Genomic DNA, 16,263 nt, shown 5'->3' with positions numbered 1-16,263 from the left:
TTGACCGTCGGACTCAGAGTGACCTACTACGACAGCGACAAGAGCGCGCTGTTGGGCGACTGTCTCGTGCCCGCCGCGCGCGAGGCCGCCGCCAGGGAAGGGGTCACCGCCGCGTGGCTCCACCTGCACTGGCGGCTCGGCCCGCACTGTGTGCTCTACCTGGACGGATCCCCCGAGGCGGTGGCCGAGGCGGCCGACCGAGCCGAACGAGGGCTCTCCGCCTTCGTGGAACGACACCCCTCGCGAAGGGTGCTGGACCCCGCCGAATACGAGGGCTTCTCCCGGAGCATGGGCCGGTTGGAGCTGGTGGAGGGCCCCTACTCCCCTCTGACACCGGACAACTCCGTGCTCCGCCTGCCCGGCGATCCCGTCGACACGTTCCTGCGCGGCCCCGAGGCGATCGCGCTCAAGGGCCGGGTGCTCACCGACGGCCTGGACCGGGTCGCCGACCAGGTCGACGGACGCGGAGGCCGGAGCGCGGTGACGGCGAACGTGTTCTCCGGGATGGGCGCGATCGCCACGCGCTACCCCGAGTGGGGGCTCAGATCCGGCTACCAGGCGTTCCTGTCGCATTGGAAGGAGTACTTCCACTGGTCGGACTCCGAAGGGCGGGCCCAGGAACGGCTGGCCGCCTCCTACCGAGGGCAGCGGGAGAACCTGGTGGCGACCCTGCGCGGGATCCACGAGGGCGACGGCGCCGACCCCTACGCCGAGGCCTGGGGCACCTGGGTCGACCGTTGGCTGCCCGAGGCGGTCGCGCTGGCCCGGCAGGGACACATCCTGCCCTTTCCGCACCCCGAACGGCAGGAGACCGCGGCCCGGCTCGGCGACGACGTGGGCGTGCGGTGGAGCGGTTCCGACGAGCGTTCCTACAGCGACTTCCACCGTGAGTTCCGTAAGTTGGACTTCACCCGGCTCGGTGACGGGCACGGGTTCGCCGCGTTCCGCTTCGTCATCAACTGCTTCTTCGACCTCCTTCCGTTGATGGGCGTGACGCCGATCCAGCGCTACTCGGTGGCGTACCTGCTCACCGAGGCCGCCCAAGAGGTGGTGGGCGAGTCCTGGGAGGAGACGGTCCGCAGGGTCGTCGACCACCAGAGTCGGGACCCCGAGCTGCGGCCGACCCTGCCGTGGAGGGGTGACGACGATGTCTGAGCCCTCCGCGAACCCCGTCCGTCTCAAGAGCGCCGTGCGCGCGCGTTCCCTCGCCGAGGAGGGGGTGGCGTTGAGCATGGGCGCCACCGCCGTCGTGGTCCGGGGGTCCAGGGCCGACACGGTGTGGCGCGCCCTGGAGCCGACGTTGCGCGCCGGTTTCGAACGGGAGACCCTCCTGGGCGGTTTCCCCGAACGCGGCCGTCCCTTCCTGGCGAGCATCCTCGACCAGCTGGAGGAGCACGGTTTCCTCCGCGAACTCGAACCCGAGCCCGAGGACCTCGCCCCGGCGGAACGGGCCGCCTACCCGCACCTGGAGTCCCTGACCCGCCGCCCGCACGCCGCGCTGGCGGCGCTGCGCGAGGGCACGGTCCGTGTCCGTTCGTCCCACCCGGAGCTGGCCGCCGAGGCGGCGCGCGCTCTGGAGAGGGCCGGCGTCGGCACGGTCCGGGTCGACCCCGAGGACGCTCCGGAGAGCCCCCTTCTGTTGACCACCCGGTGGGAGCCGGCCGAGGGCGAACCCGCCGAGCACCTGATCGCCTCGGGCGGCGGCCTGTGGCTGTCCGGTCCCCGTGATCGGTCGGCCGGCCCGGACCTGGTCGCGCCGCTGCGGAGATGGTTCGCCTCCCGAAAGGAGACCTCGGACGGCACCGCCCCGGACGAGGGCGCGTCCCGGCTCGTCCACACCCTGGTCTGCGCCCAACTGGCGCTGGCCCTGGTGGCCCACGTGGCCAGGGACGCCGAGGACGCCGCGCCCGCCGAGGACGCGGAGTTCATGGTGACCACGGACGAGCTCGTCAGCGAACCGCGCGTGTTCTCGGTCCTTTCCCCGCTGAACCCCGAGGCCACCGGCCCGATCCCCGTGTGGGAAGCGGCCGAGCCCCCCGAGGTGCCCGCCCTCCTGGACTCGGTGACCCACCTGTGGGACCGGGTGTTCGGCCCGGTGGCCGAGCCGCGCCCCGGCTCGCTGCCCCAACTCCCGGTGGGTCTGGCCCGCTCCGGCACGGTGGTCGGCTGCGGCCCCACCACCGCCGAGGCGCGTCTGGACGCCCTGCTCCGTGCCCTGCGCCCCGAGGTGTGGCTCCCTTCCACCACACCGGTGGGCCTGGGGCTGGGGCTGACGCCCGAGACCGCGATCGGCGCGGCCGTGGCCGACCTGGCCCTGCGCATGCCCGGGGAGCGCTGGAAGGACGTGGCCGCGCCCGATCTCTCCCCCGGTTCCCGCCGTCTGTGGGCCGCGCTCACCCTGCGACTGGGTGTGACCGCGAGTCTGGTCGTCCACGCCACGGACGACGGACTCCACCGCGCCCGGGTGCTCCCGGAGACCGAGGGCGCGTTCTCGGGCGAGGGCGTGGCCCCGCACCCCGACACCGCCGTCCAGGAGGCGCTGCTCCGCGCGGTCGCCTCGGCCCGACTCGCCGAGGAGCCTCCAGGGCCACCCCTGGACGCCTGCGGCGGCGGCACTTCGCGGACGCTCTCCGACCTCGCCCGTTGGGCGTTCGGGACACGCGCGGTGCGCCTGTCCGCTCCGGAGGGCGCGGACCGGCTCCGCGACCTCGGCGTGCACTCGGCGGTGGCCTCATGGAGCTAGGACGTGTCCCCGTGGCCGGCACTCGAGGAACGGTCCCGCCCCGCCCCGACGACGCGAACGCGCTCCCGGTCGGCGCCACGCTGGACCACCCGCGCGAGTTCCCGGTCGACGGAGGGATCCTGCACACCGCGACGGGTGGACCGCTGCTCTTCCTCGGCCCCTGGACCCCCGACGGCGCGAGCGGCTGCGCGCGATGCGCCGGTCTCTGGCGGTACGACGTCGAGGGCGAGACGGCCGTCCACCGGCCGACCCCCGACGGCCTCCTCGACCTGTGGGAGGGGGTGTTCGACGCGCTGGTCGCCGCCACCGACCCGACCGACCTCCGGCTGTCCCTGATCGCCCTGGACCGCCGGGACGGAACACTGACCCGGCACCGCTTCGTCCCCCATCCGCACTGCGACCACTGCCCTCGGAACGGTGACGAGAGCGCGGTCGCGGACGACACCGACCCGCTCGGCCTGGAGACACCCGCGCCGACGGTCGGCGACTCCCTGCGTGTTCGAAGGATGGACCGCGAGGTCCTGCGCGAGAGACTGCTCGACTTCCGGTTCGGCCCCGCCGCCCACATGTACCGGGACGAGGAGTCCCCACTGGCCCTCGTGACCTGTGAGACCGTCGCTCCAGGACGCACGTCCCGCGAGGGCGGCTACGGGCGCTCCACCCGGTTCACCGACAGCGAGGTCCCCGCCCTCCTCGAAGGCGTGGAACGGGTGACCGGCGGGCGTCGGCTGTCGAGAACACCCACCGTGCGCGGCTCCTACGCGGAGCTGGCCTCGGACGCCGTCGACCCGGCCCTGCTGGGGCTCCACGAGGAGGAGTGGTACGGCCATCCCTCCTTCGACCCGGTCCCCTACACACCGACCACCCCCACCACCTGGGTGTGGGGCTGGTCCACCCGGGAACGCCGCCGTGTCCTGGTGCCCGAACACGTCGCCTACTGGCACGCCGGACCGCGCGAGGAGCGCTTCCTGTACGAGTCCTCCAACGGCTGCGCCGTGGGCGGTTCCCCGGCCGAGGCCGTCCTGTACGGCCTGTTCGAGGTGGTGGAACGGGACGCCTTCCTGCTCACCTGGTACTCGCGCACCCGACCACGCCGGATCGAGGGCGTCGACGACCCGGACCTGAACCACCTCACCGACCTGATCACCGAGCGCGGCCTGGAGCTGTCCCTGCTCGACATCACCTCCGACCTGGGTGTTCCGACCGTCCTGGCGATGGTCACCGCCGAGGAGGGGGCGGTGCGCGAAGGGCTCGCGCCCGCGTTGAGTCTGGCCACCGGAACCCACCTCGACCCTCGACGGGCGCTGATGGCGGCCGTCGAGGAGACCGCCACGAACGCCCTGATGTACCCCAAGTGGGTGCGGATGCGGGAGTCGGTGTCCGTGGAGCGCTGCCGGCCGATGCTCGACGACTTCACGCTCATTCGGACCCTGGAGGACCACACCGGCGTGTTCGGTCTCTGGGAGGCCCGACCGATGTGGGAGTTCCTGCGCCGCCCGGCCGGCGTCGTCGGCATGGACGAACTCGTCGCCGGTCGGCCCTCGTCCTTCGCCGGCGTCGACCTGGCCGCCGTACTGCGCGAACGTCTGGCGGCCGTGCACGCGCTCGGCCTGGACGTGATCGTCGTGGACCAGAGCGGCGCCCCCTATACCGAGGCGGTGGGCGCGCACTCGGTGAAGGTGATCGTGCCCGGCGCCCTGCCGATGACCTTCGGCCACACCCATCTGCGCATTCGTTCCCTGGAGCGGCTGACGCGGGCCTCCGAGCTGATCGAAGGGGGGATCCCGTGGGAGACGCCCGGCGAGGTGTACCCGATCCCGCATCCGTTCCCGTGATCGCCGCGACCGGCGGTCCCGAGGGGCGGGGCCGCGCCGAGGCGCTCGCGCACTTCCACCGGCAGTCGTACGCCAAGGACGTGGCCGCCGTGGAGACACTGTTCTTCGGCGAAGAGATCTCGAACGGCCTGGCCCGGCCGGTTCCGGGACAGGTCCGTCCGGTGTCGCCGGCCCTGGCCCCGCTCCGCGAGGTCGACGCCGCCGGTCCAGACCTCGGCGGGTCGTGGACCTCGGGCCGGCGGCTGCTCGCCGCCTGCGTCGAGGCGGTGCGGGTCCGGCGCCTCTCCGCGGCCGACCGCTACCCGGTGCACCGCGCCTACCCGTCGCCCCGGGGGCTCTTCGGAGCCGACCTGTTCCTCCTGCCCCGGCAAGGAACGGACTGGTGTCTGCGCGTCGATCCGCTGTCGCACGCGCTCCAGCCCTTGACCGACTCCGGAGCACCCGACGATCCGGAGACGGCGCTGGCCGGGGCCCGCGTGGTCGTAGCGGTGGACCACGGACGATATCCGCCCGAATACGGCGGACTGCGGCCCTCGCTGGCCCTCCTGGAGGGCGGTCATCTCCTGGCCACCCTGGGACTGACCCTGACCAGGGCGGGGCTGGCGCCCCGGACCCACGTGGGTCCGACCCATCCCGCCTGCGTCGACGCCGCCCCCTTCCTGCCCGAGGGCATGGAACCGAGCGCGGCGCTCACCCTGGAGCCCTCGGAAGGGGCGGGGACGGCCGGAACGGTGGAGCTCTCATCGGAGGCGACGGCGCGCACGGCCTCCGTCGCGGCACGCCCCGGACGTTCCCTCCGCCGTTGGTTGGACGAGCGCACCAGCGGGGTCTCCACCGCCAACCTGGTGACCAGTGCCCACGTCTCCCCCGAGGAGGGAGACGGGGTGACGTCGTCGCTGGTAGCGGCGCTCGCCGAGGTCCACTCGGCCGCCGGGACGGCCGGGGCGCCACGCCTGTACCGGCACGCCCTGCGCGAGGATCGGGTCGACGACCGCGTGGTACGCGAACTGGCCCCCGACGGCGGCGCGGGCCCCGAGCGCGAGGTCCCGCGTACCGGGGAGACCAACTTCTCCGCCACGCTCGGACACACCCTCGCCGTGGACTTCCCCTCGTGGGCACGCGCCCACGGCCGGCACGCCGAACCGATCCTGCACACCCTTCTCGGCTGGATCGCCCAATGGGGGTGCCTCGGTGCCGCCGCCACCGGGCTGTGCGCCCGCCCCATGCGCAACTACGCCGAGGAGGAGTGGGGGGCGGTCCTGGGGCTGGAGCCCGGGCAGACCCCCGCCTACCAACTGTGGGTGCGCGCCGAACGCGGCACCTACATGGACATCCCCGTCGACGCCGATCCCCCGGAGGCCCCATGACCCGCACCTGGTCGGCCGTGTACGTCCATCTGCACCGCGGTCGTGCCGACATCGACTCCTTCCTCCTGGAACACCTCGCCCCGGCGGCGCGGGAGCTGGTCGAGGGCGGTCACGCCGAGGACTGGTTCTACCTGCGTTATTGGGATGGTGGACCGCATGTTCGCGCCCGCTTCCTCAACGCCGACCCCGACGCCGTGGCGGGTTTCGCCGAACGCATGCGCGTCCTGGCCAAGGAGACCTCGGCGAGCGCCCTGGAACTGGACCGCGACTCCTACTATTCGGATCTGCCCCAGGCCGACCCGGAGCGGTGGCACACCGACGGCGACGTGCTGGAGGCGATCTACGAACCCGAGACCGAGCGCTACGGCGGCCCCCGGGCCCTGGAGGTCTGTGAGGACTTCTTCTGCGCGAGCACCAGGATCTCCCTGGCGGTCCTGCGCTCGGCCCCCCAGCCCGGGCAGCGTCAGGTGGTGGCGGTCGACCTCGCCACCCTGGCGTTCGGGGCGCTGGGGTTCGACGACGTGGAGGCGGTCCGCCAGGCGCGCGGCTACCACTCCACCTGGGACTTCTCGGCGGAGGTGGCGCGTGGTGACGCCCGGGCCCGGTCGGAGGCGGAACGGCTCTTCCACGCCTCCCCCTCCCGTTGGTTGCAGCGTCGACCGAAGGTGGAGCGGCTGGTCGCGGGCGAGGGGTCGTCCACCCACCATCTGTGGCACCGGGAGATGCGCGCGACGGTCGACCGGCTCCGTCGGATCGACGCGGAGGAGGGGCTGGCCAACGGCATCGACCGGATCATGTGGTCGCTGCTGCACATGACCTGCAACCGGCTCGGCCTGGACATCGACGACGAGCGTCGGATCTCCTGGCTGCTGTCGTTGTCCTACCCGCGCTGGGAGCCGCCGGGCGACTACTTCGAGCCCGGCGTGAGCGCCCCGGATCGGGTCTACCTGGAGGCCGGCAAGTACCTTCCCGGAACGATGGCGGGCGAGCACGCCCCTCGGGAGGTGGCGCCGGAGGGCGAACGCCCCGGGGCTCTGGCGGCCCCGGTCGTGGAACTGCCCGAGCCCGGGCCGTTGACCATGACGTTGGGCGAGGCGCTGGCCGAGCGTGAGAGCGCGCACGGGGACCTCTCGTCTCGGATGGACCTGGCCGAGCTCTCCGACCTGCTCGGGCACTCCGCCGGTCTCAGCCGTACCCGGGGCGGACGGACGGGACGGCATCGCCCCCCGCGTACGCACCCCTCGCCGGGTGCGGCCTACGCCACGGAGGTGTGGGTGCTGGTCCGTCACGTGGAGGGGTTGGAGGCCGGCACCTACCGCTACCGTGCGGAAGGGCACCGGCTACTGAGGGCGGACGGCCCCGCGGACGTGGAGCGGATCATCGAGCTCTCCCCCTTCCTGCGCGCGGAGGCCGACGGACGGCCCGGCGTGGTGGCCGACGGCCTGGGCGCCCTGGTGGTGCTGGTCGGAGACCTGGGCCGGTTGCGCGAGGGGTACGGGCAGAGGGCGCTGCGCCTGCTGCTCCAAGAGTGCGGTCACGTGGCGCAGAACCTGTCGTTGTGCGCCACGGCGTTGGGGCTGCGGTCCCTAGTGGTCTCCGGGTTCGCCGACGACGCGGCCAACGCGCTGCTGCACCTGGACGGGATCGACCGGACGGTGCTCTCCCTGATCCCGGTGGGCTCCGGCGAACGAGGGTAGATAACAGGGTGAGGTGCGGTCCGGCAGGTCCCGAGGGCTCCGGACCGCCCGGCCCCCTTTTCGGCACGACCGATGCCGATCGTCACGGATGTCCGAAAGTGACACTTTCCTTACTTTCGTACTTTTGACGCGTAGTTGGCGTCACACGCACACCTCGCTACTGGCGCCAGGGGCTACTCAGTAGTAACATTGACTTGTTACTAGTCGGTAGATCCGCGTGTACAGACACCGCGGCAAGGGACACAGCGGAGCTGTCCATGACGCATTACAAGAGCAACCTGCGCGACATCGAGTTCAACCTCTTCGAGCTGTTCCGGCGCCAGGACCTGCTGGGCCAGGGCCCCTTCGAGGAGCTGGACGAGGAGACCGCGCGCACCATCCTGGACGAGATCAACCGTCTCGCCACCGGTGTCGTCGCCGAGTCCTTCGAGGACGCGGACCGCAACCCGCCGGTCTTCGACCCCAAGACCAACACCGTCGCCATCCCCGAAAGCCTGAAGAAGTCCTACCAGGCCTACATGGACGCCGGCTGGTACAACCTCGACCTCCCCCAGGAGCTCGGCGGCCTCGGCGCCCCCCGCTCCCTCGTCTGGTCCGCGGCCGAGCTCATCCTGGGTTCGAACCCCTCCATCCACATGTACTCCGCGGGCCCCGGCTTCGCGAGCATCCTCCACTCCGAGGGCAACGAGGCGCAGAAGAAGTTCGCCGAGCAGGCCATCGAGCGCGGCTGGGGCGCCACCATGGTGCTGACCGAGCCCGACGCCGGCTCGGACGTCGGCGCCGGCCGCACCAAGGCCGTCGACCAGGGCGACGGCACCTGGCACATCGAGGGTGTGAAGCGCTTCATCACCTCGGCCGAGCAGGACATGACCGAGAACATCTTCCACCTGGTGCTGGCGCGCCCCGAGGGCGCCGGCCCCGGCACCAAGGGCCTCTCGCTCTTCCTCGTGCCGAAGTACCTGGTCAACGAGGACGGCTCCCTCGGTGAGCGCAACGGCGCCTACGTGACCAACGTCGAGCACAAGATGGGCCTCAAGGCCTCCACCACCTGCGAGCTGACCTTCGGCGACAAGCACCCCGCCATCGGCTACCTCGTCGGTGACAAGCACGACGGCATCCGTCAGATGTTCCTCATCATCGAGTACGCGCGCATGATGGTCGGGACGAAGGCGATCGCCACCCTCTCCACGGGCTACCTCAACGCCCTGGAGTACGCCAAGAACCGCGTCCAGGGCAACGACCTCGCCGGGAGCAAGAACTCCCCGAAGGTCACCATCACCCACCACCCGGACGTGCGTCGCAGCCTCATGACGCAGAAGGCGTACGTGGAGGCCATGCGCTCGCTGGTCATCTTCACCGCCACCCAGCAGGACGCGATCCAGGTCGCCAAGTCCAAGGGCGAGGACGTCACCGAGCTGGAGGCCATGAACGACCTCCTGCTGCCGATCGTCAAGGGTGTCGGCTCGGAGCGCTCCTACGCGCTGCTCGCCGAGTCCCTCCAGACCCTGGGCGGCTCCGGGTTCCTTCAGGAGTACCCGATCGAGCAGTACATCCGCGACGCCAAGATCGACACCCTCTACGAGGGCACCACCGCGATCCAGGCCCAGGACTTCTTCTTCCGCAAGATCGTGAAGAACGGCGGCCAGGCCATCGGCAAGCTGTCCGCCGAGATCAAGGCCTTCGCCGAGAGCGAGGCCGGCAACGGCCGTCTGAAGGAGGAGCGCGCGCTCCTGCTGAAGGCCCTCGGCGACGTCGAGAAGATGGTCGAGATCATGGTCGGCCACGCCATGGGCTCCGCCGAGGACTCCCGCGAGCTGTACAAGGTCGGCCTGAACTCGGTCCGCCTGCTCTTCGCCTTCGGTGACGTGGTCCTGGCCTGGCTGCTGCTGCGCCAGGCCGAGGTCGCCCTCAACAGCATCGACGGCGCCGACGAGGACGACAAGAACTTCTACACCGGCAAGATCGCCGCCGCGACCTTCTTCGCCGAGCAGTTCCTGCCGCGCGTGACCGCCGAGCTGAAGATCGCCCAGAACGTGAACCTGGGCGTCATGGAGGTCCCCGAGGAGGCCTTCTAGTCTCCACGCTTCGGAGGCCCGCGGCCACCGGAGGAGAACATCGCCCGAGGGGCGGGACGGTCCGACGACCGTCCCGCCCCTCGGCGTCTCCCGGGCCCGCCCGGGGTCACCACAGGAGGGACGTGGTCCACGACTCTCCGTCGGCGGACACGTAACAGAAGGCCTCCCTGATCCCGTAGTCCCAGGCGGATTCGTTCGGCGCGATGTAGCCGACGTAGTACGTGGACGGCGTGAGCGCCGGATCCAGGGCCTGTTCGCTCATGGGGCCACAGGTCGCGTCGATGTCGGCGTCGAAGGACCCCCACCCGGGCCACACCTCGCCCGAAGGGGAGTAGGAGCCGATCACCTGGGCGTCGTGCGCCTCGCCGCACGAAGTGAGCTCCACCTCGTAGAACTCCGTGCCCGCGGGTTCGAGGAAGCAGTCCCCCGACTCCAGGGTGCAGACCGTCGCGTACCCGGGAGAGGGCTCGCAGAGATCGGCCGGGGAGATCTCCTCCCCGCCGGCGAAGGGGTCCTCCGTGCCCGACATCCCGGTGTCCGTGTCCCCCGACGCCTGGGAGACGGTCTCCGCCTCGACGAGGACCACGACCGCGGCCGTCCAGCCCAGGCCCCACAGGCAGGCCGCCAGGAGCCCGAACACCGCGAAGACCACACTGATCGCCTTGGCCGCCGCGAAACCGCCTCCGGCCGCGGCCCCTCCCCCACCGGCCGCCGGGGCGAAGGCGGCAGCGGGCGCCGCCGACGGAGTGAACAAGGCCGCCGCGCCCGCCGGCTCGGGGACCGGCGGCGGGAACGCCCCGATTCCAGGGTCCGCCGGAGCGCCGGGGCCTCCGGCGGAGGGGGTCCAGGGGCCGGTGTGAGCGCCGGGATCGGAGGGCGTGCCGGGGCCGGAAGGGGTGGGGGAGGGCGGAAAGGCACCGGGACCGGAAGGGCCCGCGGACACCGGCGGGCCGGCCATCGACCCTTGGGCCTCCGGCGACATCGAGGGGCCGCCGGGGCCGGAAGGGGCCCCTCCCGCCCGACCCGTCTCCGCGAGCTGTGTTGAGGACGGGGCCCTCAACACCTGGACGAGGGCGATGATCCCGAGAACGACGGCGACGGGGATGGGCAGGATGAGGAAGCCCAGCAGCCCGAGGACCAGCGCCGCGATCGAAAGACCACTGATCTTTCTCTCGTGGACGGTGTTGTGCACCGTGTGGTGCACGTTGCTGGTGTTGTCACCCAGGTGGATCGGTCCCTGGTGGTCGCCGCCCACACCCACGTTGTGGTGTCCCGAGACCGTCGACCAGGACACCCGCGTCTCCACCATGGCGGACAGTTCCGCCGCCAGCCCCGGTTCTTCGCGCAGGGCCCGCCCGATCCGGGCGTGGAGGTCTCCGAGCGCGGCGGGATCGTTCGGCGCCGCGGCGAGCCTCTCGACCGCGACACCGACCTCCGAGTCCTTCCCGCCACGACGCAGGAGGGCCGACAGTATCCGCTGCCCGAGGCCCACGGTGCCGGAGGCCGCGACCTTCCCCGTCTGTGAGAGCACCGCCCGCCCGTAGGCGTCGATCGCGCTCCGGATGTACGGAAGGACCTGGGAAACGAGCGTCTCGACGTCTGACAAAGGTGCCCCCGTTCGGGTCCGATGGCAGGCGTCACGGTGGCGCACACGTCCGCGCTTCGGAAGAGAGCACCACTATAACGACGCGCCGAAAGAGAACAAGACAGAATTCGATAACGGATTCCCCAATCCGAACGAGTCCCTTCTTTCCCACTTTCAAGAGCCGACATGAACCACTTCGATCCCGCGAGAAACCCTGTTGCACAGGAGATCTGGACACACGACCATCGACGGAACGGGGAACCTGTCCACAACGAACATTTCTCTGCTTCGCCACACCGAGGAGTCCACCGAATTCATGGAGATACCGAAATCCGATGAGGGGATCTCCCCCTCGGGACTCTCTCCTCGAAGGCGGCGCGGACCGGGCGGAAGGCGCTCGGGTCCCCGTCCTCGTGCCCGCGTGGATGTGGACGGCGTCCGGACCGGGACACGAAGCACAGCGCACGAGGAACGACGTCGAGCCCGTCCGGCCCCGAACAGGAGGGCCCACGGCGCCCTCTCGAAGACCTGGGCGACCCCGCGGGTCGAGCCCCTCTATATAGAGGAGGACCCCGCCGGGGCGGGGTCCTCTCGTCAAGCCACCCTGAGTCTCTCCATCGACTGCCCGGTGATCTCACCGATCAATTCGAAATCCTTGTCGAGGTGAAGGACCGTAAGCCCCGAGAGTTCGGCGATAGCGGCGATGAGCAGGTCGGGAACGCCCGGAGCACGGTGCTGTCCTCTGTCCGCGAGCATCGACTGAACCTCGACCGCACGATCCTCCATCGTCGGAGTGGCGTACTCGATCGGCATGACCGAGAGCGGTGGGCGGGACATGAAGTTCCTCAGTTCTCCGCCCGACCTGGCCGAGAAACCGATTTCGAGCCGGGTCACCGTCGAGACACGAACAAGCCCGCGCTCTATACGCTCGGCCCACTTCGAGGCGTCGGGACTCAAGGCCAGTCGCACGAACGCGGACTTGTCGATCAGCCAGATCATTCCCACGCTCGTTTCATGACATCCGGGTCTTGAAGGTCGGAGAAGGCCTCCGCGAAGAGTTCGAGGTCACCGACGGTCACCGAGGCCTCGGAAGAGCGGGCCGTCCGCTCCAGAGAACGTCTCAGATACTCACTCCGAGACAACCCCTGTCTCTTGGCATCGGCGTCGATCGCCCGTAGAACACTGTCCGGCACATCGCGGATCAGGATGTCGGCCATGAGGACCACCTCCAAGTGATATCTGATGATATCAAGCCCGGCGGTGGTCGTGCGGGTCTCCGATCGGCCACTGACGGGGTCCTCCCCGCCCCTCCCGCGAGGCGACCACGCCTGAGGCCCCACGGAAAGAGGACCCCGCCGGGGCGGGGTCCTCTCGATCGTCCGTCCGTCAGGAGGCGAGGTTCCGGGAGCGCGCGCGGATGAAGAACGCCAGCGCCACCGTGGCCAGGGTCGTGCCGACCGCCATCGGGGTGAACGCCCACTGGTAGGAGGTCGGCTCGTCGGGCAGCGCCTGAAGGAGAAGGCCCGCCGCCACGGTGCAGACGACCGCGGTGCTGAAGCCGCTCATGTTGACGAGACCGGAGGCCACCCCGGTGCGGCTCGCCGGGATCCCGTCGCGCGCGAAGTCGAAGGAGATGGTGGGCGCGACGGTCTGCCCCAGCGCGCTCACCGCCAGCACCGTGATCCCCAGTGCCACCGGCGGCCCTCCCGGCCACGCCACCAACAGCAGCCACCCCAGGCTCAGCGATCCGCCCAAGATCAGGGCCAGGTGGACGCGTACTCCCGGCCGCCGTCCGATCAGAGCGCCGGCGACCGGCGCCACCCACAGGGCCCCGGCGGCGAGTCCGGTGAGTCCGAGCGCGGCGGTCCCCTCTGCCAGGCCCAGGCCGTTCACGAGGAACGGGTAGCCCCACAGCACCATCATCATCGTGAACGGAGCCATGACGGCCGCGTGGTGCGCCATCCCGATCCGGGGGCCGTCCGCCCTCAACGCCTCCTTGAGCGCCTCCCACACGGAGATGGGTTCGGCGACGGTGGAACGACCGGCCGCGCCCTCGGGACGGTCCCGTACGACCAGAAGCACCAGGAGCGCCATGAGCACGGTGAGACCACCGGTGGCGAGGAAGGCCGCGACCCAACCGACGTTGTCGAGGGCCCAGGCCATCGGTGCGGCACTGGCCACCTGCCCACTGCCGCCGACCACACCGGTCAACCCGCTGACCAGCGCGTAGCGCGACCGGGGGAACCACAGGGCGGCCAGACGGATCACGTTGAGGAAGACGAGCGCGTCGCCGAGCCCGATGAGGAACCGCCCGGCTACGGCCACCTCGATCCCCGGGGCGAGGGCGAAGAGGAGCGACCCGAGGGCCATCGCGATCGCGCCCATGACCAGGGTGTAGCGCGGGCCGAGCCGGTCGGCGAGCAGTCCGGCCGGCACCTGGAGCAGCACGTAGATCAGCAGCTGGAGCATCGGAAGCAGGGAAAGGAGGGCGGGGCCCACGTCGAACCGGCTCTGGGCCTCCAGGGCCGCGACCCCCAGACCGTTACGGTGCAGCATCGCGAGGAAGTAGCCGCCCACCGCGACACCCCAGACCAACCAGGCGCGCGACCCGCCCACGGGCTCGGCGGAAGAGTCTCCGTTTGCTGTCGTCCTGCCACCGGATGTCTCGGTCTGGGTCACTTCGCCACTTCTCTCTTGCTTTCGGAGCGCCCACCAGTGTCCTCCACGCGGGTGAAGGCCCACCGCACCGGGGGTGACCAGGAACGCGAAACGAACGGGAATGTCCGCCTGTGCGGCGGGTCCGCCCTTGGTAAAGACCGTTCCCAGGTGCCCCCATCCCCAACAAGCGGCAATAAGTCACCCTGAGTGATCGAAAACAGCCCCAGAGTCGTCGAATCGGGTGAGACTGACGACAACCGACATGGGACCAAGGGCCCGATATCCCACTTCAAGACCATGAACGCATGTTCGAATAACCCCATATGACATGGACATTCGCATTCTAAACAGGTCGATGCGCATCTGTTAGATGTGAGATGCACCACTCTTTGAAGCCTCGACTACATGGGGTTGGTTGCTGCTAGCATCCGGAACGCGAAGGATAACTACGAGGTAACGACTTGGTTCACACCTCGCCAACTTCGCGGAGAAGGGCCCGTCGGCTCCGTAAGGCGTCACACCCCTCTCACACCGCGGCGTCGTGGCCGCAACAAGCGCACACGGTCAGCACACCCCGCGGTACCCGACACTTACTGGAGACGACCTTGAGTCACTGGCGCCTGAACAACCCCCGGGCCTCCCGGGCGAAGTCGGCACTCGCCAGACGGGTCAAGCACAAGCCCCGCCACGCCTTCTGCGCCCAGCGCGCCATCACGGCGCTGCTGAAGGAGCTCGCCTCCGTGGCCACCCGTCCCCTGTACTGGTCCGGTACCTCGGAGATGGCCGTCGCCTCCGTCATGCGCGACGTCAACGTCTGGTGCCGCGACGGCCGCTTCTTCTGGAACGACCTGCTCCAGGGCGGTACCGTCTCGCATCCCGCGAGCGACCCCGCCGGGGCCGCCGCCCTGCTCAACCCCTTCGCTCGGATCCCCGAGCCCGCGCACTACTACACGCACCGCCAGCCGGTCGCCGCCTAGGACGTGTCACTCCCGGGCCGGCACACGCGCACACCGCTCCACGCGCGTGAGACGGCCGAGGCCCGGGTCATCGCGTGAGTCCCCGCCTGGACACCGACACCGTCGTCGTCGGCCTGGGCGCGATGGGCTCCCAGGCCCTGTGGCGCCTGGCCCGTAACGGTGTCGACGCGATCGGCGTCGAACGCTTCTCCCCCGGCCACGACCGGGGGTCCTCCCACGGCGAGTCCCGCATCATCCGGACCGCCTATCTCGAAGGCTCCGAGTACGTTCCCCTCGTCCGCGCCGCCTGGCGTGCCTGGGACGAGCTCCAAGAGGCCGCCGGCACCGAACTCGTCGTACGCACGGGCGCCCTGATGCTCGGCCGCCCCGAGAGCCCGGCGATCGCCGGATCCGTCACCGCCGCGGAACGGCACGGACTCTCCTATGCGCGTCTCTCCCCTGCCGACCTGGCCGAACGCCACCCTCGACACCGTGTCCGTCACGACGAGGAGGGGGTGTTCGAGGAGGCCGCAGGCGTCGTCCTGCCCGAACGGGCCGTCCTGGCCGCCGTGAACGAGGCCCGTCGTGCCGGAGCCCGCGTCCTCACCGGACGGACCGTCACCCGGATCGAACCCGACCCCGACCGACCTCGCGTATGGATCGGCGATACCGAGATCCGTGCTCGACGCGTGATCGTCACCGTCGGGGCCTGGCTGACCCGGCTGCTCCCCGGCCTGGCCGACCTGGGCGGTGGTATCCGGGTGGAGCGCCGTGTACTGGGCTGGTTCCCGATCACCGACCCGCTCTCCGCCTCGCTCGAACCCGTCTTCGCACGTGACGAGGCCGACGGCACTCTCTGGTACGGCTTCCCCAGCATGGACGGGGGGCGTACCCTCAAGATCGGGATCCACGCCGAGGGCCCCGAGACCCGGGCACCCGAAGGCCGCCGCCCCGGAAGCCAGTGGGGCGAACCCGTCGACCCCGACGTCGGCCCCCGTCCCCCGGACGCGGCCGATGCCCGTCGTCTCGGCGCACTCGTCGCCGGGCTGCGCGGGGTGGCCCCGACACCGGAACGAACGGTCTCCTGCATGTACACGATGACCTCCGACGAGCACTTCCTCATCGGCCGTCACGACGAACTGCCCGGTCTGGTCCTGGCCGGAGGCTTCTCCGGCCACGGCTTCAAGTTCGCCTCCGCCGTGGGCGAGGCGTTGGCCGATCTGGCGGGAGAGGGACGCACGGACCTGCCGATCGGTATGTTCGACCCACATCGTTGGGACGGGTGACCCCACCCCGACGCCTCTCGTCGGCGACCTCCCTCGCCCCGTCGTGACCGGCCCCGTACCA

At 70.6% G+C, this 16,263-nt stretch carries 12 protein-coding genes; 8 read left to right on the top strand and 4 right to left on the bottom strand.

The features are described from left to right. The 6 genes from D451_RS0100690 to D451_RS0100665 all read left to right on the top strand — a co-directional run bounded on the left by D451_RS0100690 (position 1) and on the right by D451_RS0100665 (position 9,717). Positions 1–1,155 carry a lantibiotic dehydratase C-terminal domain-containing protein gene (locus D451_RS0100690; protein ID WP_036567597.1) on the top strand — a complete coding sequence of 385 codons (1,155 nt, stop codon included), beginning with the start codon at positions 1–3 and terminating at the stop codon, positions 1,153–1,155. Continuing rightward, the gene (locus D451_RS0100685; protein ID WP_017533060.1) at positions 1,148–2,743 is read left to right on the top strand and encodes a hypothetical protein; all 1,596 of its coding nucleotides are present in this window, start codon (positions 1,148–1,150) and stop codon (positions 2,741–2,743) included. Before D451_RS0100690 ends, D451_RS0100685 begins: the two co-directional genes overlap by 8 nt. An 11-nt stretch (positions 2,744–2,754) precedes the next feature. Then, on the top strand, positions 2,755–4,578 hold the full coding sequence (locus D451_RS0100680) for a YcaO-like family protein (RefSeq protein WP_017533059.1): 1,824 nt from the start codon (positions 2,755–2,757) through the stop codon (positions 4,576–4,578). Further along, a complete protein-coding gene (locus tag D451_RS0100675) occupies positions 4,530–5,945 on the top strand; it encodes a hypothetical protein (RefSeq protein WP_026124715.1) in 1,416 nt (471 codons plus the stop codon). Before D451_RS0100680 ends, D451_RS0100675 begins: the two co-directional genes overlap by 49 nt. Beyond that, complete coding sequence (locus D451_RS0100670) at positions 5,942–7,642, top strand: thiopeptide-type bacteriocin biosynthesis protein (protein WP_017533057.1); 1,701 nt, start codon at positions 5,942–5,944, stop codon at positions 7,640–7,642. Before D451_RS0100675 ends, D451_RS0100670 begins: the two co-directional genes overlap by 4 nt. Before the next feature lie 257 nt (positions 7,643–7,899). Continuing rightward, a complete protein-coding gene (locus D451_RS0100665) occupies positions 7,900–9,717 on the top strand; it encodes an acyl-CoA dehydrogenase (protein WP_014913041.1) in 1,818 nt (605 codons plus the stop codon). A gap of 106 nt (positions 9,718–9,823) precedes the next feature. Here D451_RS0100665 and D451_RS0100660 read toward each other — a convergent pair whose 3' ends face one another. The 4 genes from D451_RS0100660 to D451_RS0100645 form a co-directional block, all read right to left on the bottom strand. Beyond that, positions 9,824–11,323, bottom strand: a complete 1,500-nt coding sequence (locus D451_RS0100660) for a DUF4190 domain-containing protein (protein WP_017533056.1) — start codon at positions 11,321–11,323, stop codon at positions 9,824–9,826. 573 nt (positions 11,324–11,896) lie between these two features. Continuing rightward, entirely contained in the window at positions 11,897–12,301 is a 405-nt protein-coding gene (locus tag D451_RS0100655) for a PIN domain nuclease (protein ID WP_017533055.1), read from the bottom strand. Next, complete coding sequence (gene vapB / locus D451_RS0100650; protein ID WP_017533054.1) at positions 12,298–12,519, bottom strand: type II toxin-antitoxin system VapB family antitoxin; 222 nt, start codon at positions 12,517–12,519, stop codon at positions 12,298–12,300. The genes D451_RS0100655 and vapB overlap by 4 nt, the downstream gene beginning before the upstream one ends. A 169-nt stretch (positions 12,520–12,688) precedes the next feature. Continuing rightward, positions 12,689–13,981, bottom strand: coding sequence for an MFS transporter (locus D451_RS0100645; protein ID WP_017533053.1), 1,293 nt, complete (start codon positions 13,979–13,981; stop codon positions 12,689–12,691). Between the two features lie 584 nt (positions 13,982–14,565). Between D451_RS0100645 and D451_RS0100640 the strand changes: the two genes are divergently transcribed. Both D451_RS0100640 and solA read left to right on the top strand, forming a co-directional pair. Further along, on the top strand, positions 14,566–14,937 hold the full coding sequence (locus D451_RS0100640; RefSeq protein WP_014910506.1) for a hypothetical protein: 372 nt from the start codon (positions 14,566–14,568) through the stop codon (positions 14,935–14,937). A gap of 74 nt (positions 14,938–15,011) precedes the next feature. Next, positions 15,012–16,202 (top strand): N-methyl-L-tryptophan oxidase, encoded by a 1,191-nt coding sequence (gene solA, locus D451_RS0100635; protein WP_017533052.1) that lies wholly within the window; start codon positions 15,012–15,014, stop codon positions 16,200–16,202. Positions 16,203–16,263: the final 61 nt, after the last annotated feature.

The organism is Nocardiopsis alba DSM 43377, from assembly GCF_000341225.1.
In the GTDB taxonomy this organism is placed as follows: domain Bacteria; phylum Actinomycetota; class Actinomycetes; order Streptosporangiales; family Streptosporangiaceae; genus Nocardiopsis; species Nocardiopsis alba.
The sequence above is the reverse complement of the archived record's forward strand: the minus strand, read 5'-3'. Positions and strand labels throughout refer to the sequence as shown.

What these genes read in the sequence shown, in the direction of transcription:
- D451_RS0100655 (WP_017533055.1), bottom strand. Translation starts at nt 12,301, where the DNA reads ATGATCTGGCTGATCGACAAGTCCGCGTTCGTGCGACTGGCCTTGAGT.
- D451_RS0100665 (WP_014913041.1), top strand. Translation starts at nt 7,900, where the DNA reads ATGACGCATTACAAGAGCAACCTGCGCGACATCGAGTTCAACCTCTTC.
- D451_RS0100670 (WP_017533057.1), top strand. Translation starts at nt 5,942, where the DNA reads ATGACCCGCACCTGGTCGGCCGTGTACGTCCATCTGCACCGCGGTCGT.
- vapB (WP_017533054.1), bottom strand. Translation starts at nt 12,519, where the DNA reads ATGGCCGACATCCTGATCCGCGATGTGCCGGACAGTGTTCTACGGGCG.
- D451_RS0100685 (WP_017533060.1), top strand. Translation starts at nt 1,148, where the DNA reads ATGTCTGAGCCCTCCGCGAACCCCGTCCGTCTCAAGAGCGCCGTGCGC.